Here is a 24,015-nt window from a genome sequence, read left to right as displayed (position 1 = left end):
CCTCGGGATTATTTGCCGAGCTGGCCGTCGACCAGCGAAGTTTCAAGGGGAGCAGGGCGCTCCACCTCGGTGGTGATGGAAACGGTGGTGCCGCTGTCCGCTGCCGTCTGGAAGGCCTCCATGACCTCCAGCACGTGCAAGGCAAGATCGCCATTGGCGCGGTGCGGGCGGTTTTCGCGGATCGCATGGGCCATGTCGGCCACGCCGATCGAGCGGTAGTTGCCGTCAGCATAGGGCGAAGACAGTGCCTGCGGCTCGAACTGGCCGCCCTTTTTCAGCAATTGCACCTCACCGCCGAAATGATTGGGGTCGGGCACGATCAATGTGCCTTCCGTTCCGTAGATTTCCAGCGGTACATGTTTGTGGCCCGCCACATCGAAGCTCATGCCCACCTGCACCACCGCGCCGTTCTTGAATGCCAGCACGCCGGAAACATGGGTGGCGACATGGACTGGGATTTTCTCGCCATTCTTAGGTTCGCTGGTGATGAGGCGTTCGTTGCGCGGCGCGATGGCGAAACCTGCCACCTTGGCGACCGGGCCGAACAGGTTGACGAGATCGGTGATGTAATAGGGTCCCATATCCAGCATCGGCCCGCCGCCGACTTCGTAATAAAAGGCGGGGTTGGGATGCCAGCGCTCATGGCCGGGGCACATGAAGGTAGCCGTTCCGCCAACCGGCTGGCCGAGCACACCCTCGTCGATCAGGCGGCGCGCGGTCTGGTGCCCGCCACCGAGGAAGGTGTCCGGCGCCGAACCGATGCGCAGGCCTCTTGCCTTTGCCGCGTCCGCAAGCCGTTTACCCTCCGCGAAATTGATGCCGAGCGGCTTTTCCGAATAGGCATGTTTTCCCGCCTCAAGTGCGCGCAGGCCCACCTCCACATGCGCCTTGGGAATCGTCAGGTTGACGATGATTTCAACGGAGGGGTCAGACAGAAGTTCGTCGATACTTCTTGCCTGAAAGCCGAACTCGTCTGCCCGCGCTTTTGCTGCCTCCTCGTTCATATCCGCCAGTCCGCGAATGTCGAGAATGGGAAACGATGCCATCGCCTTGAGATAGGCGCTGGAGATGTTGCCGCAGCCGATGATGCCGATACCGACCTTGTTCATGTGATTTCCTCCCGTAAATCAGAAATGCCTAAGCCCACTCTCAACCTTGCCGGCTAGAGCGCCGGCCCTGTCGTGTTCCATGGCGATTCGTAAAGCTCGTAAAGTGCGACAGCTGCCGCCCCCTGCGCCCACAGTTCGTCGCTTGCAACGTCGAAAACCAGCTCTGCGACGCCTGCCAGCGATGGCGGCACGGCGGCGTTGTAACTGTCGCGGATGCTGGCAATGAAGGGCTCGCCGAGCTCGAGACTGGAGCCGGTGATGATGACCCGTGGCGGCGCAAACAGCGTGACGATATTGGCAAGCGTCAGGCCAAGGGCTGCACCGGCGCGCAAGGCTGCCGCTATAAGATCGTTGTCTTCCGCCGCAATCAGCGCATGGGCATGCTGCATGCCGCGACCAAGCCGGATAGCTTCTGCAAAACGCCCGTCCACGGGGCGGGAACCGAGAATGGCGTTCTCGCCCGCCTGGCTCGCCAGCCGCACGGTTCCTTCACTGGCAAGGCCGATCACGAGGTCGCCGAGATTGTGGCTGAGGCCGCCTGCACCACGAAACAGCTGGTTTTGATGCATCACGCCAAGCCCGAGTGTCTGCTCGAGCGAGATCAGCACCATGTCCTCCAGATCGCGCGCATGTCCGAACCAGTGATGGGCAAGCGTGATGGCGTGGGCGTCGCTTTCGATGATGGTGGGGGAATTCAGCCGTGAGGTCATTTCCTCGGCAAAATCGACGTTTACTTCCCGCAGGATAGGGCTGCTGCGGATCCTGCCGGTGCGATGTTCGATGACGCCTGGCAGGCCAAGGCAGACCATGTCCACATCTTCCAGCGACAGTCCGGCATCAACCACGCAACGCCGCACCCCGTCTTCCACCAGATCGGCAATGACGCCGATCGGTTGGCGGTCTACACGGATCGGCAGGGCGAGGGTGGACAGCACGTTGCCGCAAAAATCGGTGACGACGAAGACCATGCGGCTTGCCGCAATCTTGGCGCCCACCACGCGGGCCGCATCCGGGTTCAGCTCCAGCATCACCCGCGGCCTGCCGCGTGCGCCCTCCGTGCGGATATCGCCGATATGGCGGGTAAGGATAAGCCCGTCATCGAGCAGCGATGCGGTGATCGCCGATACGGTGGTGGTGGAAAGCTGCGTTCTTTCGCTGATTTCCACCCGGGAGATCGGTCCATGGCGGCGGATGCTGTCCAGCACACTTAGCCGGTTGATCGCGCGCATCAGTTCTGGGTCTGCGGTCTTCATGGGGTCCTGCTGCGATCAATGCCGGTTCGAAAACCAATTTATGTCGGATTGCGGATTAAATAACGGTGTCAGGGAGGGGTGTGTCAAGCCGTTCGCTCAAAAAATCGGCATGGCGCCTTGACAATGAGCGAGTGCTAAGGTGAATTAATCCGCATTGGGGAATAAATGAGGAAATCCCCGAGGGAGGATCACGATCATGACGATTAGGCACGCAGGCGCAAGCCTGAGCGGCAGGCTGATAGGCTTTGCCACAACGACAAGCATTGCTCTCATGCTCGGCGCCGCAAGCGCCTCGGCCGCAACGGTCGTTAAATGGATGCATGTGGAGTTGGACCCCAAAGCCGTGGCCGTCTGGGAGGAGATTGCCAAGGACTATGAGGCCAAACATCCTGACGTGGACGTGCAACTGCAGTTTCTGGAAAACGAGGCCTTCAAGGCCAAATTACCGACGTTGCTGCAGTCCAACGACGTTCCCGATTTCTTTTATAGCTGGGGCGGCGGCGTCCTAGAGGAACAGTCAAAAACCGGCGCACTCAAGGATTTGAGCGAGGTTTTCGACGCCGATGGCGGCAAGCTGCGGCAGGCCTATAACGCGGCGGCAATCGACGGCCTCTCCTTTGACGGCAAGGTCTGGGCAGTGCCCTACAAGGTTAGCCTCGTCAGTTTCTTTTATAACAAGGAGCTGTTTGCCAAGGCGGGCGTAAAGGCGGAAGACATCAAGACCTGGGACGATCTCGGCGCCACCGTCAAGAAAATCAAGGCAGCCGGTATCGTTCCGATTGCCGGTGGTGGCGGTGAAAAATGGCCGATCCATTTCTACTGGAGCTATCTCGTCATGCGCAATGGCGGGCAGAGCGTGTTCGACGCCGCCCGCAAGGGCGAGGGTGAAGGCTTCATGGATCCCTCCATCATCAAGGCGGGCGAGCAACTGGCCGAGTTCGGCAAGCTCGAACCCTTCCAGCCCGGCTATCTCGGCTCCACCTGGCCCCAGGCGCTCGGCGTCTTCGGTGACGGCAAGGCCGCGATGATCCTGGGCTTTGACAATACTGAAGCCAACCAGCGCAAGAATGCCGGTGACGGCAAAGGCCTTGCGGCAGACAATATCGGTCGCTTCGCCTTTCCCGCCGTCGAAGGTGGTGCTGGCAAAGTCACTGACACGCTGGGCGGTCTGAATGGTTGGGCAGTCACGAAAAACGCTTCCAAGGAAGCGATCGATTTCGCGACCTTCCTGACCAGCAAGGAAAGTGAAGAGAAGATGGCGGCTGCGGGCATGATCCTGCCGGTTGCGACGGGTGCGGATGGAGCGGTCAAGAACCCGCTGCTGGCGGATTCGGCCAAGCAGCTTGCAAGCTCTACCTGGCACCAGAACTTCTTCGACCAGACACTGGGCGCTGCCGTTGGCCGCGTGGTCAACGATGTCTCCGTCGAAATCGTTTCCGGCCAGATGAGCGCCGAAGAGGGTGCCAAGCAAATTCAGGATGCTTTCGAGCTTCGCTGATTTCGGTTCCATGACGGCGCCGCGCGGGACGCGGCGCCGCAGTATCTGCCTGAATGAAAGCGGATAGAGATGACGGATATTTCCATGACTTCTGCGTCCATACCGGCGCGCGGCGCGTCGAAGACGAAGCGCAAGCAAAGCTCGGTCGCGCATGACCGTGCGCTGACCCTGCTGGTCTTCCTTCCGCCCGCATTGCTGCTCTTTACCCTGTTCGTCATCCTGCCCATGGGCGAGGCGGCATGGTACAGCCTTTACCGCTGGAACGGTTACGGCACGCCGACCGATTTCGTGGGCTTGAAGAATTTCCAGGTCCTGTTCGGCAATGCCGCCTTTTCGCAGGCTCTGCTCAATAACGGCCTCATCATCCTGATTTCCGTGCTGATCCAGATCCCGCTGGCGATCTGGCTTGCCATGATGCTGGCGCACCGCCTTCCGGGCGTCGTTGCCTTTCGGCTGGTTTTCTTCCTGCCCTATGTCCTTGCGGATGTCGCGGCCGGCCTGATCTGGCGCTTCGTTTATGATGGTGATTACGGCCTTTTCGCTGCCATCTCCAATTTCTTCGGCTTCGCCAATCCTTACGTGCTGGCCGACAAGGATGTGGCGATCTACGCCGTGCTTGGCGTCATCGTCTGGAAGTATTTCGGTTTCCACATGATGTTGTTCATCGCCGGCCTTCAATCCGTCGACAAGAACGTGCTGGAAGCTGCCGAAATCGACGGCGCATCCGGCTGGCAGAAGTTTCGATACGTCACCTTGCCGATGCTCGGCTCAACGGTGCGCCTGTCCGTCTTTTTTGCGGTGATCGGCTCGCTACAGCTGTTCGACATGATCATGCCGCTCACCGGCGGCGGTCCGTCCAACTCCACGCAAACCATGGTCACCTTTCTCTATACCTACGGCGTCATGCGCATGCAGGTGGGGCTTGGCAGCGCGGTGGGTGTCGTTCTCTTCGTTATCTGCGTGACGCTCGCCTTCGGTTACAAAAGGATTTTCATGCGCCATGACTGAACCATCCACTTCCGTCCGCATGCCGCTGCAAACAAAGCTCTATCTTTATATATCGCTGAGCCTGATCGCGGCCATCGTGCTCATCCCGCTTCTGACGACGGCGCTTGGCGGCTTCAAGACGCTGGGGGATCTCCGCGTCAACCCGTTCGGCTTGCCAGCCGAGTGGCAATGGGCCAATTACGGCGACATCCTCTTCGGCAAGCGCTACTGGCTGCAGATATTCAATTCGCTGGTGATTGCGCTGTTGACGGTCTTTTTGACGCTGACCGTCTCGGCCATGGCCGCCTTCACCTTTGCGCATGTGAAGTTCTTCGGCTCGTCTTTCCTGCTGAATTACTTCCTGCTGGGACTGATGTTCCCGGCGGCGACCGCCATCCTGCCGCTGTTCATCCGCATCCGCGATCTCGGTCTGCTCGATACCTATTGGGGCGTGGTTCTGCCGCAGGTGGCTTTCGGGCTCGGCATGAGCATCCTTCTGTTTCGCAATTACTTCCGCAATCTGCCGGAAGAATTGTTTCAGGCCGCTTTCGTGGATGGTTGCGGCTATCTGCGCTTCTTCTGGCACATTTCGATGCCGCTCTCACGACCCATCGTGGCGACGGTTGGGATCGTTTCCTTCGTCGGCAGCTGGAACAGCTACATTCTGCCGCTGATCATGCTGAACTCGGAATCGAAATATCCCTGGCCACTCGGCATCATGGTCTATCGCGGCGAATTCGGCACGGAATGGCAGCTCGTGCTCGCCTTCATCACGCTGACGATCCTGCCGACCGTCATCGTCTTCTTCCTCGCACAGAAACACATCATCGCGGGCCTGACGGCCGGTGCCGTCAAATCGTGACTTGAAAGGAGCAAAACATGGCTTCCGTCGAACTTAGGGATATCCGCAAGTCCTATGCCTCGCTCGATGTCATTCACGGCATCTCGCTCGATATAACCGATGGCGAATTCATTGCGCTGGTCGGGCCTTCGGGCTGCGGCAAATCTACCCTGCTGCGCATGATCGCCGGGCTGGAGGAAATCACCGATGGGGATATCCTCATTGGCGGCACCGTCGTCAATTCCATGACGCCGCGCGAGCGCAATATCGCCATGGTATTCCAATCCTATGCGCTGTATCCGCATATGACGGTCGCCGAAAACATGGGCTTCAACCTGAAACTTGCCGGGCAGCCGAAAAATGTCATCGATGAGCGCGTGGCGGAAGCCGCACGCATGCTCGATCTCGGCAAGCTTCTGGACCGCAAGCCCTCGCAGCTTTCGGGTGGCCAGCGCCAGCGCGTCGCCATGGGCCGCGCCGTGGTGCGCAACCCGGCCGTCTTCCTGTTCGATGAGCCGCTGTCCAATCTGGATGCCAAGCTGCGCGTGCAGATGCGTAGCGAAATCAAGGCTCTGCATCAGAAAGTCGGTACGACCTCCATCTACGTCACCCATGACCAGATCGAGGCAATGACGCTGGCCGACCGGGTGGTGGTGCTCAATCACGGCCGTATCGAGCAGCAGGGCACGCCGCTCGAACTTTACAAGACACCTGCCAATCTTTTCGTTGCCGCCTTCATCGGCTCGCCGGCCATGAACCTCATCGAAGGCGTGGTCGACGGCGAGGGCGATCAACCTGCCGCCCGGCTGAAGGACGGGACGGCGATCCGCATTGCCGCCTCAAGAAATGTCAAGCGCGGCCAGTCGGTGACGATCGGGTTGAGACCGGAACATATCGGTTCGACCGTCGGCGGCGATATTTCACTGTCCGGCAGGACGGTGTTGGTCGAGCCGACGGGCGCGCAGACGCATGTGGTCTTCGAACTGGCGGGCGATCAGGTTACGGCGGTGGTGGATGGCGAGCAACTGGTCAAGGTCAACACCCCCTTTGCCGCCACCGTGCATCACGAGCGTGTGCATGTGTTCGACAGGGCAAGCGGTCTGGCGCTTTAGACGTGTTTCGTTTTTTAGTGGAATAACGAAATTCTCTCGCTCCCCGGCATTTGGGGCTTGTCTGAAAATTATGAGCGGTTAGCTTGGCAAATTGGGAGCCAAAGCGGTTTTACCGCTGAACTGTATCGATACAGGAGGAGATTTTTATGAAAACGATCAAGGGACCGGGTCTTTTTCTCGGTCAGTTTGCCGGTGATGCTGCGCCTTTCAATACATGGGACGGCATTACCAAATGGGCAGCAGAAAAGGGTTATGCCGGCGTGCAGGTTCCCACCTGGGCCGGGCAGTTGATCGATCTGAAAAAGGCTGCGGAATCCAAGGATTATTGCGATGAATTTGCGGGTGTCGCCCGCCAGAACGGCGTCGAGGTAACCGAGCTTTCCACCCATTTGCAGGGCCAGCTGGTTGCCGTTCACCCCGCCTATGACGAGGCCTTCGATGGTTTTGCAGCACCTGAAGTGCGCGGCAATCCGAAGGCTCGCCAGCAATGGGCGGTGGAACAGGTGAAGCTTGCCCTGAAGGCTTCGAGAAATCTCGGCATCAACGCACATGCGACCTTTTCGGGCGCTCTTGCCTGGCCCTTCATCTATCCGTGGCCGCAGCGCCCGGCCGGTCTGGTGGAAACCGCCTTTGACGAGCTGGCAAGACGCTGGACGCCGATCCTCGATTACGCCGATGAGCAGGGCGTGGATGTCTGCTACGAAATCCATCCCGGCGAAGATCTGCATGATGGCGTGACTTTCGAGATGTTCCTGGAGCGTGTGAAGAACCACAAGCGCGCCAACATGCTCTACGACCCGTCGCATTACGTGCTGCAATGCCTTGATTATCTTGACAATATTGACATCTACAAAGACCGCATCAAGATGTTCCATGTCAAGGACGCTGAGTTCAATCCGACCGGCCGCCAGGGCGTGTATGGCGGTTATCAGGGTTGGGTCAACCGTGCGGGCCGCTTCCGCTCGCTGGGTGACGGGCAGGTGGATTTCGGTGCGGTATTCTCGAAAATGGCTGCCAATGATTTCGACGGATGGGCAGTGGTTGAATGGGAATGCGCGCTGAAACATCCTGAAGACGGTGCCCGGGAAGGGGCCGAGTTCGTCAAGCACCATATCATCCGCGTCACGGAAAAAGCCTTTGATGATTTCGCATCTGCCGGCACCGATGATGCGGCCAACCGGCGCATGCTTGGGCTTTAAAAGCATTTCCAGGAAAAGTGTGAAGCCGTTTTCCGTGTGGGAATGCGCTTAGAAAATGCCGAGGAGACATTATGGCTATTGAAGGAAAGACAACCGACAAGGCGAACACGCGGATTCGCCTGGGCATGGTGGGTGGCGGTTCGGGTGCATTTATCGGCGGCGTTCACCGCATGGCCGCGCGGCTCGACAACCGCTTCGATCTCGTGGCCGGGGCCTTGTCCTCGACACCGGAAAAATCCCTGGCCTCCGGCCGCGAACTCGGGCTTGCTCCAGAGCGTTGCTATGGGTCATTCGAAGAAATGGCCGAGAAGGAAGCGCTTCGCGAGGATGGTATCGAGGCGGTAGCGATCGTCACGCCCAACCACGTACATTATCCTGCGGCGAAGGCGTTTCTGGAACGCGGCATCCATGTCATCTGCGACAAGCCGCTGACCTCCAATCTGGAGGATGCCAAAAAGCTGAAGGACGTGGCGGACAAGGCGGACGCGCTGTTCATCCTCACCCATAACTACACCGGTTATCCTATGGTGCGGCATGCGCGTGAACTGGTGGAAACCGGTGCGCTCGGGAACATCCGTCTGGTGCAGATGGAATATCCGCAGGATTGGCTGGCTGAGCCGTTGGAGCAGACCGGTGCGAAACAGGCCGTCTGGCGCACCGATCCGGCGCAATCCGGTGTCGGCGGCTCCACAGGGGATATCGGTACCCATGCCTATAATCTCGGCTGCTTCATTTCCGGTCTGGAAGCCGATGAACTGGCAGCGGATGTACATACCTTCGTGGAAGGTCGCCGTCTGGACGACAATGCGCATGTGATGCTGCGCTTCAAGCCAAAGGACGGCAAGCAACCAGCCAAGGGCCTGCTTTGGTGCAGCCAGGTGGCTGTCGGGCATGAAAACGGGCTGAAGGTCCGCGTTTACGGTGACAAGGCAGGCATCGAGTGGACGCAGGCTGATCCGAACTATCTCTGGTTCACGAAGCTTGGCGAGCCGAAACAGCTCATCACCCGCGGCGGTGCTGGCGCCGGTGCTGCGGCCGCGCGCGTCACGCGCATTCCCTCGGGCCATCCGGAAGGATATCTCGAAGCCTTCGCGACCATCTATACCGAAGCGGCCCACGCCATCGAAGCCCGCCGCACCGGTTCGGAGCTCGACAAGGCGGTCACCTATCCGACCGTCGATGACGGTGTCAAAGGCGTCGCTTTTGTCACCGCCTGCATCGAATCCGGCAAGAAGAATGGCGGCTGGGTGAAGCTGTAAGATCGACATGGCGTCGCGGCGTATTTCTTCTCCCTGCGGGGAAGCGCCGGATGAGGGGGCAAGCTCTCGGCTTATCTCTGCCTGCTTTCCCCTCATGACCCACATGAAGACGTGATCAATTTGCGCGTGTCATCTGATGCTGCATTCGTTCAGTCACGGGGCAACCGTCCTGTATTCTCGTCCAGGATGAGACGTTAAGTTTCATTTCGCAGCGCGCGAGATAGGAGCCGCCATCGACCCTCAGGCAGGATGTCTGGCCGAGTTCGAACATGACACCGCGATTTCGGCATTTGCAATTGTGGGCGTCCGCCAAGGTGGGGATCAGGGCCAGGGCTAGACCAATTACGAGCACTCCAAAACGCATGGCTGAGGCTCCAAAAGACAGGCCACCAGATTATACCTGTCCGACGGTATAGTCAAAACAGCCACCCTCAACGATGCGCACCGCACGGCCATAACAGGCTCGAGCTCTCCCGCTTTCACCCGATCAAAATCGCCCTGATATCATTCACATTCGTCAGCGTCGGACCGGTGACGACAAGGTCGCCAACCGCCTTGAAGGCGGTGTAGCTGTCGTGTCCCACCAGCGACCGGCGCGGATCGGCACCGGCGTTGCGCATACGCGCAAGCGTACCGGGCGTCACCAGTGCGCCTGCCGCATCCTCAACGCCGTCTACGCCGTCGCTATCGCCGGCAATGGCCCAGATACCGTGTGCACCCTTCAGCGTCAGTGCAAGGCTCAGCAGAAATTCCGTGTTGCGCCCACCCTTGCCGGCCAGCCCTTTGCCGATCGTCACCGTGGTTTCTCCGCCGGAAAGCAGCACGGCCGGGCCTTTGACTGGCAGGCCCTTGCGGCTGGCGGAGAGGGCGATACCCGCCATCACCGCGCCGACATCCTTTGACTCGCCCTCCAGCGAATCCCCGAGGATGAGCGGCGTAAGGCCAAGCTTCACCGCCTCGTCCGCCGCCGCCTGTAGGGCGAGCGAGGGTGTCGCGATCAGCCTGATGTCCTCTTCTATATCGCCTGCCTTCGGCGTTTCCTCGCCCTTTTCCAGCACTTTGCGCACATTCTCGGGAAGATCGAGCGCATAACGGGAGACGATTTCCCGCACATTGTTGATATCGCTCGGATCGGCAACCGTGGGGCCGGAAGCGATTTCGGAGGGATCGTCGCCCGGTACGTCTGAAATCAACAGCGAAACCACTCTGGCCGGTTTGGCGGCCAGCGCCAGTCGTCCGCCCTTGATGCGGGAGAGGTGCTTGCGCACGGCATTCATCTCGGAAATCGTCGCACCGCTGGCAAGAAATGCGCGGTTGACGGCCATCTTGTCCGCAAGCGTCATGCCTTCGGCAGGTGCGACCATCAGTGCCGAACCGCCGCCGGAAATTAGCGCGATCACCATGTCGTCTGCGGTCAGCCCTTCAACGGAGGCAAGAATGCGTCTTGCCGCTTCAGCACTCATGTCGTCGGGCACGGGATGGGAGGCCTCGATGATTTCGATGCGCCCGGCCGGAACGGCATGACCGTAACGGGTTACGACGATACCGGAGAGGTTCACATCCGCCCAGGCCTTATCAAGCGCTGCGGCCATGGCAGCCGAGGCCTTGCCCGCGCCGACCACCACGCACCTGCCCTTGGGCGGGGAAGGAAGATGATGTTGCAGCACCTTTGCGGGATCGGCACTCGCCACTGCCGCCATAAATATGCGGTTGAGGGCGTCTTTTGCGCGGAGATCGTTCCATGCGGTCATAGGTTCATACTCCGATCCAGAGGAAGCCGAGCGCAAACAATGCCGGCAAAGCCTGAATGAACAGGATTTTCATATTGGCGGTAATGGCGCCGAAAATGCCGGCTACCAGGACGCAGGTGAGGAAGAAGACCTTGAAACTCAGTCCTTCATCGCCCTGCGTGAGCCCATAGATCAATCCGGCTGCCAGAAAACCATTGTAAAGCCCCTGATTGGCGGCAAGCACCTTCGTCTGTCGCGCAAAATCCTCAGAGAGGCCGAAGGCCTTGCGGCCGGCCGGCTTTTCCCACAGCAGCATTTCCAGAATGGTGATGTAAACATGGATGGCCGCAACCACGGCAATCAGAATGCTGGCGATCATCGGCGGTTTCCTCCAAACCCTGATGTCCGGCGCGTCAATTATCCGCAAAAAGGGAGAGGCCGACCGGATAATCCGTTTTAACGGTGGTACACATGGCCGCAAGGCCATAATCCCTCTCTTCCCGCGCAAACCTGTTGAAGAGCCGCACGGCATTGCTTGACTCTTTGCTGAAATAAGAACAAAACAGGAACAATAAAACTGAAAAACCGGAATTGAAACCTGTCATGCCATGCAAAAGCGCGCGGAACAGTTGCTCGTTGTCGAAGAGCTGCGTGAAAGGCTGGAAAGGATCGGTGGCGGTCCTCACCGCCTGCACGAGGCCTTGCCTTTCGGCGTGGATGCCATCGATCACCATTTGCCTGGAGGCGGGCTGAAGCTCGGTTGCCTGCATGAGGTGAGCGGCGGCGGCAATGGTGCCGCCGATGGTGCGGCAGCGGCGCTTTTTGCGGCCGGTGTGGCAGCAAGGCTGTCCGGCAAGGTCTTATGGTGTGTCACCCGCAGGGATCTGTTCATGCCGGCATTGACGCAGGCGGGCCTGTCGCAGAACCGGGTCATCATCGTCGAATGCCGCGATGAGAAAGGCGTGCTCGACTGTTTCGAGGAAGGCTTGCGCTGCAACGGTTTTGGCGCCGTGATGGGCGAGCTTGCGAAGTTGCCGATGAATGCCTCGCGGCGGTTGCAACTGGCGGCGGAAACCTCTGGTGTCACCGGCATTGCCATTCGACGCTTCCGGCGCCCAGCCGATGCGGCGTTGTTTGGCGAGCCGACGGCCGCTGTAACCCGCTGGCGTGTCTCTGTCCGGCCATCTTCGCCCCTGCCGGTGCCGGGGGTCGGCAGGCCACGCTGGTTTCTGGAACTTTTGCGATGTCGCGGCGGCGAAAGCGCTGCATTTGAAGTGGAAGCCTGTGATGCAAAGGGTCGTCTCGCTTTACCTGCCGACATGGCCGACGGATCGCTACCGGCGTCTTTCGGGGCAGAACGCGCCGCCGGTTGAAAAGCCGCTGGTCATGATCGGCCGTCAGGGCAGCCGCCGCCCGGTGCTGGCGCTGGACAAGGCAGCAAAGGCGGCGGGCATCAGGCCCGGTACACCCGTCAGCAAGGCGCAGGCTTTGGTGCCGGGTCTCGTTGTCGAGGATCTGGATGCGGCGGCGGATGCCCGCGCCCTGCAACAACTCGCTTTTCATTTCCTGCGTATCTATGCCCCGATCGTCGCCGCAGATCCGCCTGATGGGCTGGTGCTGGATACGGCAGGTGCGGACCATCTGCACGGCAATGAGACGCTGATGTTGAGCGGCATGGTGAACCGCCTGCATGCCGCAGGCTTCGCCGCCCGCGCTGCCATTGCCGATAGCTGGGGGGCGGCCCATGCGCTTGCCCGGTTTGGCCGTGAGGAGATCAGCATCGTATCGCCGGGCGGGCAGCGGGCGGCGATCAGCGGGCTGCCGCTGGCGGCGCTCAGGCTGGAGGAGCGTATCGTTTCCGGATTGAAGGTGCTCGGTTTTCGCACCATAGGCGAACTTGCCGAGGCTCCACGGGCGCCGTTGACCCTGCGTTTCGGCCCGGAAGTGGTCAGGCGGCTTACCCAGGCTTTCGGCGAGACTGGCGAACCTATCGAGCCGGTGCGCATTGCCGAACTGGTGGAGGTGCGCCGCGCCTTTCCCGAGCCGATCGCGGCGGCGGAGACAATTGCCCGCTATGTGCAAAAGCTGGTTGCTGAGCTTTGCGTCTCGCTGGAAAAGCGCGGCCTTGGCGCACGTCGCGTCGATCTGGTGCTGCACCGGGTGGATAGCGGCTTGCAGGCCGTGCGGGCCGGCACCTCCAGACCGGTGCGTGATGCCAAACAGCTTGTCCGGCTTCTGACCGACCGTATCGACACCATCGATCCCGGTTTCGGCATCGAGATGATGGTGCTGACCGCCACCCATGCCGAGCCGCTTATCGCCGCGCAGGCCCGGTCCTCGCTTCTGGAGGAAGGGCGTGCGGAAATCGCCGATACGGTCGATGTCATCCTCAATCGTGGCCACAGGGTATATCGTTATGCGGCGGTGGCAAGCGACGTGCCGGAACGTTCTCTTGCCAGCGTTGCGGCGCTGGCACCTGAGGATACGCTCGGCTGGCCTTGCCACTGGCCGCGCCCGGTCAGGCTTTTTGCAAGGCCGGAACCCATCGAAACTCTGGCGCTGCTTCCGGATCATCCGCCGCGTTATTTCATCTGGAAAGGCGTGCGCCATAATGTGCGGCGCGCTGATGGGCCGGAACGGGTGTTTGGCGAATGGTGGAAACGCGACCGCGAAAAGGCCGCCGTGCGCGATTATTTCACTGTCGAAAACGAAAGCGGCGAGCGCTTCTGGATTTTCCGCTCAGGTGATGGCGAACATACCGAGACGGGCTCACAGGGCTGGTTCATCCATGGGGTCTTCGCATGAGCACGCCGCGCTATGCCGAGCTTCAGGTGACCACGCATTTCTCCTTCCTGCGCGGTGCAAGTTCCTGTGATGAACTGTTCGAACAGGCAAAAAATCTCGGTATCGAGGCACTCGGCATCGTCGATCGCAATAGCCTTGCGGCCATTCCCCGCGCTTATGAAGCGGCCGATAATCATGGCATCCGGCTCGTCATCGGCTGCCGGCTCGATCTGGATGACGATCTTTCCGTGCTTGTCTATCCCATGGATCGCCCGGCTTACGGGCGGCTTTGTCGGCTGCTTTCCGTCGGCAAGAAGAGGTGTGGCAAGGGTAAGTGTCGGCTCACATGGGACGATCTCGTAGCTTATGGCGAAGGCCTTATCGTGGTGCTGCTCGCCGATCTGGCTGACGATCTCTGCGCGCTTCGCCTGCGCCGGTTGAAAGCTACTTTTGCTGACCGGGCCTATATGGCGCTGAGCCTGCGAAGACGACCCAACGACCAGATGCGGCTTTTCGAATTGTCGAATATGGCTGCAGCCGCTGATGTGCCGACTGTTGTTACCAATGACGTGCTGTTTCATGTGCCCGAGCGTCGCATGCTGCAGGATGTCGTTACCTGCATCCGGCACAATTGCACCATTGACGAGGCGGGTTTCCGGCGCGAGCGGCATGCCGACCGCTATATGAAGCCGCCTCAGGAAATGCACCGGCTGTTTGCCCGCTACCCGGAAGCACTGGCCCGCAGCCTCGAAATCGCGAAGCGTTGCACCTTTTCGCTGAAGGAGCTGGTCTATCAATATCCTGAAGAGCGCAGCCTGCCGGGGCTGACGGCGCAACAGGCGTTGGAAAAGCTCGTCTGGGAAGCGGCGCCGGGGCGTTATCCGGATGGTCTGCCGGAGAAGGTGGAAAAGGCGCTGCATCATGAGTTGGGGCTTATCGGCAGGCTGGAATATGCACCCTATTTTCTGACGGTAAATGCCATCGTCCAATTTGCACGGGGGGAAAATATTCTCTGTCAGGGGCGCGGCTCAGCCGCCAATTCGGTGGTATGTTATGTGCTCGGCATCACCGCCATCGATCCTCTCAAGGTTGATCTCCTGTTCGAACGTTTCGTTTCGGAAGAACGGCGCGAGCCGCCTGATATCGACGTGGATTTTGAGCATCAAAGGCGCGAGGAGGTCATCCAGTGGGTTTATAACACTTATGGTCGCGACAAGGCCGCGCTGTGCTCGGTCGTCACCCGTTATCGCGGGCGCGGGGCGCTGCGCGATGTCGGCAAGGTTCTGGGCCTGCCGGAAGATTTGACCAAACTTCTGTCCTCGCAGGTCTGGCGCTGGAGCGAAGGGGTGGGCGAAAAGCAGGTGCAGGAACTGAACCTCAATATGGAGGACCGCCGCCTGAAGCTCGCCTTCGAGCTGGCCAACCAGCTTGTCGGCACGCCGCGCCATCACAGCCAGCATCCGGGCGGCTTCGTTCTGACCCATGACCGGCTGGACGAGTTGGTGCCGATCGAACCCGCCGCCATGGACGACCGGCAGATCATCGAATGGGACAAAGATGACATAGATATCGTCAAATTCATGAAGATGGATTGCCTGGCGCTCGGCATGCTCTCCTGCATGAGACGCGGTTTCAACATGCTGGAGGAGCGCACGGGCGTTAAATACGATCTCGCCACTGTCCCACAGGATGATGACCCCACCTATGCCATGATCCAGAAAGCCGACACGCTGGGTACCTTCCAGATTGAAAGCCGGGCGCAGATGTCCATGCTGCCGCGGTTGAAGCCAAAGATATTTTACGATCTCGTCATTCAGGTCGCCATCGTTCGTCCCGGTCCCATTCAGGGCGACATGGTGCACCCCTATCTTCGTCGCCGTGACAAAAAAGAAGAAGAACATTATCCCAAAGAGGAACTGAGAGGCGTGCTGGGCAAAACGCTGGGTGTACCGCTGTTTCAGGAGCAGGCGATGCGCGTCGCCATCGAATGCGCCGGTTTTTCACCTGGTAAGGCGGATCAGTTGCGTCGCGCCATGGCGACCTTCAAGAATGTCGGCACCATCTCCAAATTCCGCCAGGATATGATCGATGGCATGGTGGATCGTGGTTATGAGCAAGAATTCGCCGAACGCATCTTCAAGCAGCTGGAAGGGTTCGGCAGTTATGGTTTTCCAGAAAGCCATGCGGCCTCCTTCGCGCTGATCGCCTATGCCTCCTCATGGCTGAAATGCCATTATCCCGATATTTTCTGTACGGCGCTTCTCAATTCGCAGCCAATGGGTTTTTACGCCCCGGCGCAGATTGTGCGTGATGCGCGCGATCATGGCGTGGAGGTGCGCCCGGTTTGCGTGAACAATAGCCGGTTTGATTGCACGCTGGAGCCCACGGGCAAGAAGAATGCGAATGGTAAAGAGCGCTACGCCGTGCGGCTTGGCCTGCGCATGGTGAAGGGGCTTTCCAACGATCATGCAGCAAAAATCGTCGCCTGCCGTCAGGATCGCGATTTCGTTTCCGTGGACGATCTCTGGCGGAGGGCAGGTGTTCCCGCCGCTGCCCTAGTCTGTCTCGCCGAAGCCGATGCCTTTCTGCCGTCGCTGTCGCTTTCCAGACGCGAGGCGCTGTGGGCCATCAAGGCGTTGCGGGATGAGCCGTTGCCGCTTTTTGCTGCCGCTGCCAGCCGGGAAAACGCTGTGGTGGATGAGCTTTCCGAACCCTCCGTCGCGCTGCGGCCCATGACTGATGGCGGCGAGGTGGTGCAGGATTATGGCCATGTGGGGCTGACCCTGCGCGAACACCCCATGTCCTTCCTGCGGCGCGATCTTTCCCGCCGGCGCATCGTCAGCTGCGCGGAGGCGGTGCGCGTCCGTGATGGCACGTGGCTGGAAACGGCGGGGCTGGTTCTGGTGCGCCAGCGCCCAGGCTCGGCAAAGGGAGTGATCTTCATGACTCTGGAGGATGAGACGGGTATTGCCAATGCGGTTCTGTGGGTAAAGACCTTCGAAAAATACCGGCGCGTGGTGCTTTCCGCCGGTATGGTCGGCATTTACGGCAAGATCCAACGGGAAGGCGAGGTGGTGCATCTGGTCGCACACCGGCTGACCGATCTGTCAGAGGCGCTGGCAAGCGTGGGTGAGCGCAACCACCCCTTTCCTCTGCCGCATGGGCGCGGCGACGAGTTCCACCACGGTATTCCGCCGGACGATCATCGCAACATCAGGAAACGCCCACCGCCTGCGACCCAGGATGGAGATGAGGTGGAGAGGATAAAGGTCATTTCCCGCAATTTCCATTAGAGCATTTCCAGTAAAAGTGCGTAGCGGTTTTACGTCCAGAAAATTCGTAAAAACAAAGAGATAGAGCGCGTCCAAAGATTCTGTTTAAGCCGGACGTGCTCTAAGATGCGCTCTATGCCGCATCTTCTAGACCAGAGGTGTCCTTCCTGCGGAACTGGCTGGGCGGCGCGCCGATCACGCGTTTGAAGGCGCGGCTGAAGGATGCCTCGGAATCGTAGCCGAGCTTTTCCGCCGCCAACGTGACACGCATACCCTCGCGCAGCCACAGTCGCGCCTGATGCATGCGTATGCGAACGACATAACGGGCTGGGCTTTCACCCACCACACGGGTGAAGCGTTCTGCAAAACTCGAGCGGGATGCACCCATCAGGGAGGCAAGCTCTTCCACGCTCCAGTCTTTCTCGGGGGTAAGGTGGATCGCTGCAAGCACCCGTCCGAGTTCGGGATTGCGCACGGCGGCAAGCCAGCCGCTGGAATCGCCGCAACCATATTCTACCCATGTGCGGATCAGTGTTGCCGTCAAGACATCGGCAAGCCGCGCCAGAATGCCACCGGCACCAACACGGTTCAGTTCCACTTCGCGCGCCATGGCTTCCAGGAGATGCGGAATGGCCGGATCGCTTTTGGCGAGATCGCTGGTCAGCATCACATCCGGCATCAGTTGCAAAAGCGGATGCAGATTATCCATGTTGAAACGCATCGAGGCGGTAAAGGCTACCGTGTCGCCGCCGGCACCGGCACATTCCATGTCGAAAATGCCCTGACATACTTCCTTTTTACCGAACCGGTCGAAGAGGGCAGGTGTTACATCCTCGCCGCTGCCCAGCACATGGGCGTGGCCACGGGGAAGAAGCACTGCATCGCCGCACGTAAGCGTCAGCCATTCTCCGGAAGGTTTGCGTAATTTTGCCTGGCCCACGCCAATAAAATGAAACCGCGCCGCCTCCTGCTCGGGAAAGGCCGTCGCCCAGGGCGTTGCCATGCGGCAGCGGCCATATTCCACGCCGTCAAGCCGCAGACCACGCAGCATTTCCGTCAATGCATCATTCATGGCAACTCACAAATTCGGACGTTTGGTTAAGGAATGCGGATTTTTTAGCATGGAAACGCCGAGCTGTCACGCGTAGCTTACGACCATCGATTTGTGAGGCGACGCACCGGGCTCCCACCGGCTTCATCGTTTTGCCATTCCGTTTCAGGGCTCGTTCCCAGACTGCGCATCAGGAGATTTTCATGAATAACCGAACAATCAACGAACTTGAATATGCGCCACACAGACAAGAGCCGGATGCGAAGTGGGCGGCGGTGGTTTCGCTTTCGCTCGGTGTCTTCGGGCTGGTAACGGCGGAATTCCTGCCGGTCAGCCTTCTGACGCCACTGTCGACCGATCTCTCCATCAGCTCCGGCATTGCCGGCCAATCCATCACCGTCACGGCACTGGTCGCAGCGGTTGCCGGTCCCGGCGTCGTCATCGGCACGCGCAGCATTGATCGCCGGTGGACCCTGCTTGGCCTCACGACGTTGCTGATCATTTCCAGCACATTGGCCGCTTTTGCCAACGGTCTTTTCATGCTGTTTACATCGCGCGTTTTGCTCGGCATCGGCCTTGGCGGCTTTTGGGCCATGTCGGCGGCGCTGGCGCTAAGGCTTGTTCCGCTGGATAAGATGCCGCGCGCCATGGCCATCATCCTAACCGGCGTTTCGGTTGCCACCGTTTGCGCAGCCCCTGTCGGAGCGTGGATCGGCGCGACGCTTGGCTGGCGTGCGGCCTTTGTCGTCGCCGGCGTGCTGGGTGTCATCGCACTTGTCGTGCAGTTGCTCACCGTTCCCTCGCTGCCGCCGGCCGGTGCGCCCGGCCTGTCCACCATGTTCCGGCTATTGCAGCGCCCGCAGGTCAGGATCGGCCTTCTGACGACGCTATTCATCGTTGCGGGTCACTTCGCCGGCTTCACCTATGTTCGCCCCTTCCTCGAAGACGTGCCGCAGCTTGGCGTCGAAGCGATCTCGCTCGTTCTTCTGGCTTACGGCGTGGGCGGTTTTTTCGGTAATCTCTTCGGCGGCTTCCTCGCCGAGAAAAACACGGCATGGGCCGTGACGTTTGCTGCCACCCTGATTGCCGCATCCGCTTCCGTGCTGGTGATTGCCGGTGCATCTCCCGTTGTCGCTGGCTTTGCCATTGCCTCCTGGGGTTTCGCCTTCGGTGCGCTTCCTGTCAGCGTGCAGAGCTTCATCACCCGCGTCGCCTCAGACGAGGCCGAAAGTGCGGGCGCGTTGCTGCTCACCACCTTCCAGATCGCCATTTCCAGCGGCGCTGTTCTGGGCGGACTGCTGATCGACCTTCAGGGTGCGACGATGGTCTTCGTCTTCGTCAGCATTGCAGCACTCCTCGGCGCATCGCTCATGGCATCGCGCCGTGGCGTGGTGCCGCAGATTGAAGCGTCGCAGGGGTAAGATACTTGCCGGAAGGAAAAGGGCCCGCATCCGTGCGGGTCCGAATTTTATGATGAAAAGCCACCCCCTCCGTCATGCCGGCATCAGGCCGGGGGTGACAGAAGGGATGTCTATAGGCTTTTCGCCCTCAAGGCGTCTTGATTGCCTTTCGCGTCCGGTCCTTGCCGACCTCGATTACATGGCGCATGGCTTTCACGGCGGCGTCCGCATCACGGGCGGCGATGGCGTGCACGATCCGCAGATGGTTTGCGGCGATCTCGGCGATGGTTCCGGGCGACGAGGCCGGGGATGAAAGCTGGAATGAGATCGCAAGGGCGGCTTCGATCAGCCCGCTTGCCGAACGCATGAAGGGATTGCCGGACATATGCGCCACGGCGAGGTGGAATTCGAGGTCGACCTTGGCGATGGTTTCCGGCGTATGCTGCGGATTGTCGAATTTGGCGGCAATCACATAAAGTGAAACGATATCGTCATTCGATGCCTGAAGCGCGGCAGCTGCCGCTGCCGCCGGTTCGAGCGCGAGGCGGATTTCCGCCAGATGTGTCACGAATTCCTGGTCTATCCCGGCTTCGCAGCGCCAGCCCAGCACATCCGGGTCAAAGAAGTTCCAGCTCGAACGGTCGAGAACGCGGGTGCCGACCTTTGCCTTGGGTTCGACCAGCCGCTTGGCGGCCAGCGTCTTCATCGTCTCGCGCAACACGGTGCGCGAGACCCCGAAACGGAGAGACAGTTCGGCATCGTTAGGCAGCAGGGATCCTTCCGCAATCCTGCCCGAGACGATGGCGCTGCCGAGTTCGGAGACCACATGCGCGTGGCTGTTCCGGCGTTTTCGCCCGCTTATCGTCGTTTCGAGCAGCCCCAATAAAGCCTCCGTGTTGGTTATGCCGGATGTGGTCCGGCCAGTCTCCTGTTTGAATACCAGATGATTGCGCGCTGCAACACGATGAAGACAAAAAGCAGCACGCCAATAACGATTTTGGTCCACCAGGATGACAGGGTTCCGTCAAAAACGATGTAGGTCTGGATCAACCCCTGGATCAGCAGTCCGACGAAGGTTCCCGCCACCAGCCCCATTCCACCCGTCAGAAGCGTTCCGCCAATGACAACAGCTGCAATAGCGTCCAGCTCCACGCCCACCGTCGCCAAGGAATAACCCGATGAGGTGTAGAGTGTGTAGACGATGCCGGCGAGGCCGGACAGGAACCCGGAAAGTGCGTAGATGCCGATTGTCGTTGTACCGATCGGCACCCCCATCAGTTCGGCCGATTGCGGGTTACCGCCAAGTGCGTAGACATTGGCGCCGAAGCGGGTGCGGCTGGCAATCAGCATGCCGGCGGCAAAGACGAGAAGCATGACAATAGCAAGTGCTGTCAGCCTGCCGCCGCCGGGAAAGCGGAAATAAAATCCCTGTATCGCATCGATGAAGGGATGCGAGATCGGTACGGATTGCGTCGAGATCAGATAGGCCGCGCCACGCGCCAGGAACATACCCGCCAACGTCACCACGAATGGCGGGATCGACAGGAAGCGTATCATCGCCCCCATCAGGCAGCCGAACAGCGTTGAGATCACGAGCACGATGGCGAAGGCCAGCAGCGGGTGAATATTATAGGTGCCGACCATGACAGCTACGAAAACGCTGGTGAAGGCGATGACGGAGCCGATGGACAGATCGATGCCACCCGACAGGATCACGAAAGTCATGCCAACGGCAGCGATGCCGAGAAAGGCATTGTCGGTCAATAGATTGCCGATCACCCGTGTCGACAGGATCGCCGGATATTGCAGCACGCACAGAAGATAGGCGATGAGGAAGATCGTCAGTGTGGTGAGGAACGGAAGATTGCGGCTGTGGATCATCGCGCGGTACCTTCCTTGGTCATTCCGTTAGCCGTGGCCGGTTTTGCGTGTGGCTTTGGCGTTTTGACAAAGCCCAGAACCGCCATGATTGCCGGCGATTGCAGCGTGAGCACCACCATGATGATGCCAGCCTTGATGATGAGGTTGAATTCCGGCGGGAAACCGGAGACCAGAATGCCGGTATTGATGGTCTGGATGATGAGCGCGCCGATCAGCGATGCGGTGATGGAGAAGCGGCCGCCATTCAGCGATGTACCACCGATCACCACCGCCAATATGGCGTCCAGTTCCAGCCACAGCCCGGCATTGTTGGCATCCGCGCCGCGAATGTCGGCGGTCACGATCATGCCGGCGATGGCCGCGCAGAGACCGGAAATGGCGTAGACGAAAAACAGCAGGAACCGTGCCCGCACACCGGCAAGTGCCGCCGCGCGGCGATTGATGCCGGTTGCCTCGATCAGAAAACCGAGCGCGCTCTTGCGCACCAGAAGGCCGATTACCAGCGCCGCCGCCATCCAGATGATGACGGGCAGGGGAATGCCTGCGAAGGAGCCGGAGCCGATGGCGGAAAAGCTGTCGTCGTTGAAGGTGAGAATGACACCTTCGGTGATGAGCTGGGCGATGCCGCGCCCCGCCACCATCAGGATCAGCGTGGCGATAATCGGCTGGATGTCGAGAAGGGCGACCAGCACCCCGTTCCACAGGCCGCAGGCAATGCCGACAGCAAGCGAGATGGCGATGACGGTTGGGATGGAATGGCCGTTGCTGATGAGTGTTGCAGCCACCGCGCCACAAATGGCGATAACAGCACCGATCGACAGATCGATGCCCTTGGTAGCGATCACCAGCGTCATGCCAATGGTCAGGAGCGCCACGGGTGCGGCACGCACGAGAATATCCATCAGACTGCCGTAAAGCCTGCCGTTCTGGAACGAAACATGCAGGAAGCCCGGCGAAACGATTGTAATCGCTGCCAGAATGACGATGAGGGCGATCAGTTGGGGAGCAAGCCTTTTCAGGCGCCTTGTCACAGCCACCATCATGCCGCCTCCGTTCTGGCCGCATCCGCAATTGCCCGCATGATGTTGTCGGCCGTCACCTCGCCGCCCTTCAATTCGCTGACATGCCGGCGGTCGGACAGCACGACGACCCGGTGGGCAACGGCGGTCAGTTCTTCCAGTTCGGACGAGATGACGACGAGCGACATGCCCTCGGTGCAGAGTTTTTCGATCATTTTGAGGATTTCCGCATGGGCGCCGATATCGATACCACGGGTCGGCTCATCGAGGATAAGAAGCCGGGGATGGGTTGCAAGCCAGCGCGCCAGAATGGCTTTCTGCTGGTTGCCGCCGGACAGGAATTTTATCGGCCGGTCAGGATCGGCCGGGCGGATGTCCAGCGATTTGATGAAGCTTTCGGCCAGTTCCACCTTTTGCCGGCGCGAAAGCGGTCGCGCCCACCCCTGGCGGGCCTGGAGAGCCAGAGCAATATTGTCGGTCACGGAAAAGTCGCCGATGATACCGTCAGTCTTGCGCTCCTCCGGGCAGAAACCGAACCCGGCCGTGATTGCGGCCTCAGGCGAAGAAAGAGCGATTGTCTTTCCGTCTATCGTGGCCTTGCCGGTATCGGGCTTGTCGATGCCGAACAGCAGGAAAGCCGTTTCCGTTCGTCCCGACCCCAAAAGACCGGCGACGCCGACGATCTCTCCCGGCCGAATGCCGAGGTCGAAGGGGGCGATGCTGCCGCGTTTGCCGTACCCCTCGAAACGGATCGGCGGTTCGCCCTCGGCAACCGTGTCGTCAGTGGCCTGATGCTCGTGGGTGATGTGCTGAAGCTCGCGACCAAGCATCATCGCAATGAGTTCGGACCTCGGCAGGTTGCCGATGTCGCGCGTGCCAACGAGGCGGCCGTTGCGCAGAACCGTCACCCGGTCGGCGATATCGTAGACCTGGTTTAGGAAGTGGGTGATTATGACGATGCCGATGCCGCGGGCGCGCAATTTTCGCAGCACGCCGAACAGCATCTCGACCTCATGGGCATCGAGGCTGGCGGTCGGCTCGTCCAGCACCAGCACCTTGCCCGAAAGATCGACGGCGCGTGCAATGGCGATGATCTGGCGGATAGCCACGGAATAGCTGGAAAGCAGGGCGTTGACGTCGATCGAAAGCCCGTATTGGGACAGCAGCGCCTGCGATTGTCTCTGCATCGAGGCTCTGTCAATGAGCCCGAAGCGATGCGGTTGGCGGCCGAGAAAGAGGTTTTCGGCAACGGTCAGATTTTCGAGAAGGTTTACTTCCTGATAGACGGTGCCGATACCGAGGGCCTGCGCTTCGCCGACATTGGTGGGCGATATCTCGCTACCTTCCAGAAAGATGGAGCCGCTGTCGCGGTGGTAAACGCCGGTCAGTATCTTGATAAGTGTTGATTTCCCTGCGCCGTTTTCGCCGAGAAGCGCGTGAATTTCACCGCGCCCGAGCGAAAAATCGACGCCGTCCAGCGCCGTTATCCCGAGAAAGGATTTACCGATGGCGCGTGCTTCCAGAAGTGGTGCCGTTTCGGACATTACGCAGGCCCTGCATGAAAGAAGCTGTGACGGAGCGGCACGCATGACATGCCGCTCCTTCCGAAGATAAGGGGTC

21 protein-coding genes are annotated in these 24,015 nt (G+C 59.9%); 11 read left to right on the top strand and 10 right to left on the bottom strand.

Annotated features, from left to right (window positions below):
* Positions 1 to 8: 8 nt before the first annotated feature.
* Positions 9 to 1,109: a Gfo/Idh/MocA family protein gene (locus ASD46_RS11335; protein ID WP_060642280.1), complete on the bottom strand. Its 1,101-nt coding sequence runs from the start codon at positions 1,107 to 1,109 to the stop codon at positions 9 to 11.
* Positions 1,110 to 1,162: 53 nt separating this feature from the next.
* On the bottom strand, positions 1,163 to 2,362 hold the full coding sequence (locus ASD46_RS11330) for an ROK family transcriptional regulator (protein ID WP_060642279.1): 1,200 nt from the start codon (positions 2,360 to 2,362) through the stop codon (positions 1,163 to 1,165).
* A 196-nt stretch (positions 2,363 to 2,558) separates the two neighbouring features.
* On the opposite strand from ASD46_RS11330, the gene ASD46_RS11325 reads away from it, so the two are divergent.
* The 6 genes from ASD46_RS11325 (at position 2,559) to ASD46_RS11300 (ending at position 9,258) form a co-directional block, all read left to right on the top strand.
* A complete protein-coding gene (locus tag ASD46_RS11325) occupies positions 2,559 to 3,860 on the top strand; it encodes an ABC transporter substrate-binding protein (RefSeq protein ID WP_060642278.1) in 1,302 nt (433 codons plus the stop codon).
* A 69-nt stretch (positions 3,861 to 3,929) separates the two neighbouring features.
* Positions 3,930 to 4,868, top strand: a complete 939-nt coding sequence (locus ASD46_RS11320) for a carbohydrate ABC transporter permease (protein ID WP_003510729.1) — start codon at positions 3,930 to 3,932, stop codon at positions 4,866 to 4,868.
* Positions 4,861 to 5,709: a carbohydrate ABC transporter permease gene (locus ASD46_RS11315; protein ID WP_003510727.1), complete on the top strand. Its 849-nt coding sequence runs from the start codon at positions 4,861 to 4,863 to the stop codon at positions 5,707 to 5,709. The genes ASD46_RS11320 and ASD46_RS11315 overlap by 8 nt, the downstream gene beginning before the upstream one ends.
* Positions 5,710 to 5,726: 17 nt before the next feature.
* Positions 5,727 to 6,800 carry an ABC transporter ATP-binding protein gene (locus tag ASD46_RS11310; protein WP_003510725.1) on the top strand — a complete coding sequence of 358 codons (1,074 nt, stop codon included), beginning with the start codon at positions 5,727 to 5,729 and terminating at the stop codon, positions 6,798 to 6,800.
* Between the two features lie 146 nt (positions 6,801 to 6,946).
* Complete coding sequence (locus tag ASD46_RS11305) at positions 6,947 to 7,999, top strand: sugar phosphate isomerase/epimerase family protein (RefSeq protein WP_003510723.1); 1,053 nt, start codon at positions 6,947 to 6,949, stop codon at positions 7,997 to 7,999.
* A 71-nt stretch (positions 8,000 to 8,070) separates the two neighbouring features.
* The gene (locus ASD46_RS11300) at positions 8,071 to 9,258 is read left to right on the top strand and encodes a Gfo/Idh/MocA family protein (RefSeq protein ID WP_013761506.1); all 1,188 of its coding nucleotides are present in this window, start codon (positions 8,071 to 8,073) and stop codon (positions 9,256 to 9,258) included.
* A gap of 115 nt (positions 9,259 to 9,373) precedes the next feature.
* On the opposite strand, the gene ASD46_RS27770 is transcribed toward ASD46_RS11300, so the two are convergent.
* The 3 genes from ASD46_RS27770 to ASD46_RS11285 all read right to left on the bottom strand — a co-directional run bounded on the left by ASD46_RS27770 (position 9,374) and on the right by ASD46_RS11285 (position 11,367).
* The gene (locus ASD46_RS27770) at positions 9,374 to 9,622 is read right to left on the bottom strand and encodes a hypothetical protein (RefSeq protein ID WP_013761505.1); all 249 of its coding nucleotides are present in this window, start codon (positions 9,620 to 9,622) and stop codon (positions 9,374 to 9,376) included.
* A gap of 115 nt (positions 9,623 to 9,737) precedes the next feature.
* Positions 9,738 to 11,009 (bottom strand): glycerate kinase, encoded by a 1,272-nt coding sequence (locus ASD46_RS11290; RefSeq protein WP_060642277.1) that lies wholly within the window; start codon positions 11,007 to 11,009, stop codon positions 9,738 to 9,740.
* A gap of 4 nt (positions 11,010 to 11,013) precedes the next feature.
* Positions 11,014 to 11,367 (bottom strand): DUF1304 domain-containing protein, encoded by a 354-nt coding sequence (locus ASD46_RS11285; protein WP_060642276.1) that lies wholly within the window; start codon positions 11,365 to 11,367, stop codon positions 11,014 to 11,016.
* Here ASD46_RS11285 and ASD46_RS27070 point away from each other — a divergent pair.
* From ASD46_RS27070 to ASD46_RS11265, 4 genes are all read left to right on the top strand, one after another.
* On the top strand, positions 11,354 to 11,527 hold the full coding sequence (locus tag ASD46_RS27070; protein WP_156390039.1) for a hypothetical protein: 174 nt from the start codon (positions 11,354 to 11,356) through the stop codon (positions 11,525 to 11,527). The genes ASD46_RS11285 and ASD46_RS27070 overlap by 14 nt on opposite strands.
* A 69-nt stretch (positions 11,528 to 11,596) precedes the next feature.
* Complete coding sequence (locus tag ASD46_RS11275; protein ID WP_060642275.1) at positions 11,597 to 12,361, top strand: ImuA family protein; 765 nt, start codon at positions 11,597 to 11,599, stop codon at positions 12,359 to 12,361.
* Positions 12,276 to 13,793 carry a Y-family DNA polymerase gene (locus ASD46_RS11270; RefSeq protein WP_060642274.1) on the top strand — a complete coding sequence of 506 codons (1,518 nt, stop codon included), beginning with the start codon at positions 12,276 to 12,278 and terminating at the stop codon, positions 13,791 to 13,793. The genes ASD46_RS11275 and ASD46_RS11270 overlap by 86 nt, the downstream gene beginning before the upstream one ends.
* A complete protein-coding gene (locus ASD46_RS11265) occupies positions 13,790 to 17,065 on the top strand; it encodes an error-prone DNA polymerase (protein ID WP_025595754.1) in 3,276 nt (1,091 codons plus the stop codon). Before ASD46_RS11270 ends, ASD46_RS11265 begins: the two co-directional genes overlap by 4 nt.
* A 112-nt stretch (positions 17,066 to 17,177) precedes the next feature.
* Here the strand turns inward: ASD46_RS11265 and ASD46_RS11260 are convergent, their stop codons facing one another.
* Positions 17,178 to 18,116, bottom strand: coding sequence for an AraC family transcriptional regulator (locus tag ASD46_RS11260; protein ID WP_013761499.1), 939 nt, complete (start codon positions 18,114 to 18,116; stop codon positions 17,178 to 17,180).
* Between the two features lie 182 nt (positions 18,117 to 18,298).
* On the opposite strand from ASD46_RS11260, the gene ASD46_RS11255 reads away from it, so the two are divergent.
* On the top strand, positions 18,299 to 19,516 hold the full coding sequence (locus ASD46_RS11255; protein ID WP_019564605.1) for an MFS transporter: 1,218 nt from the start codon (positions 18,299 to 18,301) through the stop codon (positions 19,514 to 19,516).
* 127 nt (positions 19,517 to 19,643) lie between these two features.
* Here ASD46_RS11255 and ASD46_RS11250 read toward each other — a convergent pair whose 3' ends face one another.
* The 4 genes from ASD46_RS11250 to ASD46_RS11235 are packed head-to-tail and all read right to left on the bottom strand — an operon-like array spanning position 19,644 to position 23,939.
* The gene (locus ASD46_RS11250) at positions 19,644 to 20,378 is read right to left on the bottom strand and encodes a FadR/GntR family transcriptional regulator (protein WP_013761497.1); all 735 of its coding nucleotides are present in this window, start codon (positions 20,376 to 20,378) and stop codon (positions 19,644 to 19,646) included.
* Between the two features lie 17 nt (positions 20,379 to 20,395).
* Complete coding sequence (gene yjfF, locus ASD46_RS11245; RefSeq protein WP_003510704.1) at positions 20,396 to 21,376, bottom strand: galactofuranose ABC transporter, permease protein YjfF; 981 nt, start codon at positions 21,374 to 21,376, stop codon at positions 20,396 to 20,398.
* Positions 21,373 to 22,416 carry an ABC transporter permease gene (locus ASD46_RS11240; protein WP_025595757.1) on the bottom strand — a complete coding sequence of 348 codons (1,044 nt, stop codon included), beginning with the start codon at positions 22,414 to 22,416 and terminating at the stop codon, positions 21,373 to 21,375. Before ASD46_RS11240 ends, yjfF begins: the two co-directional genes overlap by 4 nt.
* Positions 22,416 to 23,939 (bottom strand): sugar ABC transporter ATP-binding protein, encoded by a 1,524-nt coding sequence (locus tag ASD46_RS11235; protein ID WP_025595758.1) that lies wholly within the window; start codon positions 23,937 to 23,939, stop codon positions 22,416 to 22,418. The genes ASD46_RS11240 and ASD46_RS11235 overlap by 1 nt, the downstream gene beginning before the upstream one ends.
* Positions 23,940 to 24,015: the final 76 nt, after the last annotated feature.

Source organism: Rhizobium sp. Root491 (assembly GCF_001427205.1).
Lineage (GTDB): Bacteria > Pseudomonadota > Alphaproteobacteria > Rhizobiales > Rhizobiaceae > Agrobacterium > Agrobacterium tumefaciens.
This window is presented reverse-complemented; position numbering and strand designations above follow the sequence as displayed.

What these genes read in the sequence shown, in the direction of transcription:
- ASD46_RS11305 (WP_003510723.1), top strand. Translation starts at nt 6,947, where the DNA reads ATGAAAACGATCAAGGGACCGGGTCTTTTTCTCGGTCAGTTTGCCGGT.
- ASD46_RS27770 (WP_013761505.1), bottom strand. Translation starts at nt 9,622, where the DNA reads ATGCGTTTTGGAGTGCTCGTAATTGGTCTAGCCCTGGCCCTGATCCCC.
- ASD46_RS11255 (WP_019564605.1), top strand. Translation starts at nt 18,299, where the DNA reads ATGAATAACCGAACAATCAACGAACTTGAATATGCGCCACACAGACAA.
- ASD46_RS11315 (WP_003510727.1), top strand. Translation starts at nt 4,861, where the DNA reads ATGACTGAACCATCCACTTCCGTCCGCATGCCGCTGCAAACAAAGCTC.
- ASD46_RS11285 (WP_060642276.1), bottom strand. Translation starts at nt 11,367, where the DNA reads ATGATCGCCAGCATTCTGATTGCCGTGGTTGCGGCCATCCATGTTTAC.
- ASD46_RS11270 (WP_060642274.1), top strand. Translation starts at nt 12,276, where the DNA reads ATGCAAAGGGTCGTCTCGCTTTACCTGCCGACATGGCCGACGGATCGC.
- ASD46_RS11310 (WP_003510725.1), top strand. Translation starts at nt 5,727, where the DNA reads ATGGCTTCCGTCGAACTTAGGGATATCCGCAAGTCCTATGCCTCGCTC.
- ASD46_RS11265 (WP_025595754.1), top strand. Translation starts at nt 13,790, where the DNA reads ATGAGCACGCCGCGCTATGCCGAGCTTCAGGTGACCACGCATTTCTCC.
- ASD46_RS11300 (WP_013761506.1), top strand. Translation starts at nt 8,071, where the DNA reads ATGGCTATTGAAGGAAAGACAACCGACAAGGCGAACACGCGGATTCGC.
- ASD46_RS11290 (WP_060642277.1), bottom strand. Translation starts at nt 11,009, where the DNA reads ATGACCGCATGGAACGATCTCCGCGCAAAAGACGCCCTCAACCGCATA.
- ASD46_RS11240 (WP_025595757.1), bottom strand. Translation starts at nt 22,416, where the DNA reads ATGGTGGCTGTGACAAGGCGCCTGAAAAGGCTTGCTCCCCAACTGATC.
- ASD46_RS11320 (WP_003510729.1), top strand. Translation starts at nt 3,930, where the DNA reads ATGACGGATATTTCCATGACTTCTGCGTCCATACCGGCGCGCGGCGCG.
- ASD46_RS27070 (WP_156390039.1), top strand. Translation starts at nt 11,354, where the DNA reads ATGCTGGCGATCATCGGCGGTTTCCTCCAAACCCTGATGTCCGGCGCG.
- ASD46_RS11325 (WP_060642278.1), top strand. Translation starts at nt 2,559, where the DNA reads ATGACGATTAGGCACGCAGGCGCAAGCCTGAGCGGCAGGCTGATAGGC.
- yjfF (WP_003510704.1), bottom strand. Translation starts at nt 21,376, where the DNA reads ATGATCCACAGCCGCAATCTTCCGTTCCTCACCACACTGACGATCTTC.
- ASD46_RS11330 (WP_060642279.1), bottom strand. Translation starts at nt 2,362, where the DNA reads ATGAAGACCGCAGACCCAGAACTGATGCGCGCGATCAACCGGCTAAGT.
- ASD46_RS11335 (WP_060642280.1), bottom strand. Translation starts at nt 1,109, where the DNA reads ATGAACAAGGTCGGTATCGGCATCATCGGCTGCGGCAACATCTCCAGC.
- ASD46_RS11275 (WP_060642275.1), top strand. Translation starts at nt 11,597, where the DNA reads ATGCAAAAGCGCGCGGAACAGTTGCTCGTTGTCGAAGAGCTGCGTGAA.
- ASD46_RS11235 (WP_025595758.1), bottom strand. Translation starts at nt 23,939, where the DNA reads ATGTCCGAAACGGCACCACTTCTGGAAGCACGCGCCATCGGTAAATCC.
- ASD46_RS11260 (WP_013761499.1), bottom strand. Translation starts at nt 18,116, where the DNA reads ATGAATGATGCATTGACGGAAATGCTGCGTGGTCTGCGGCTTGACGGC.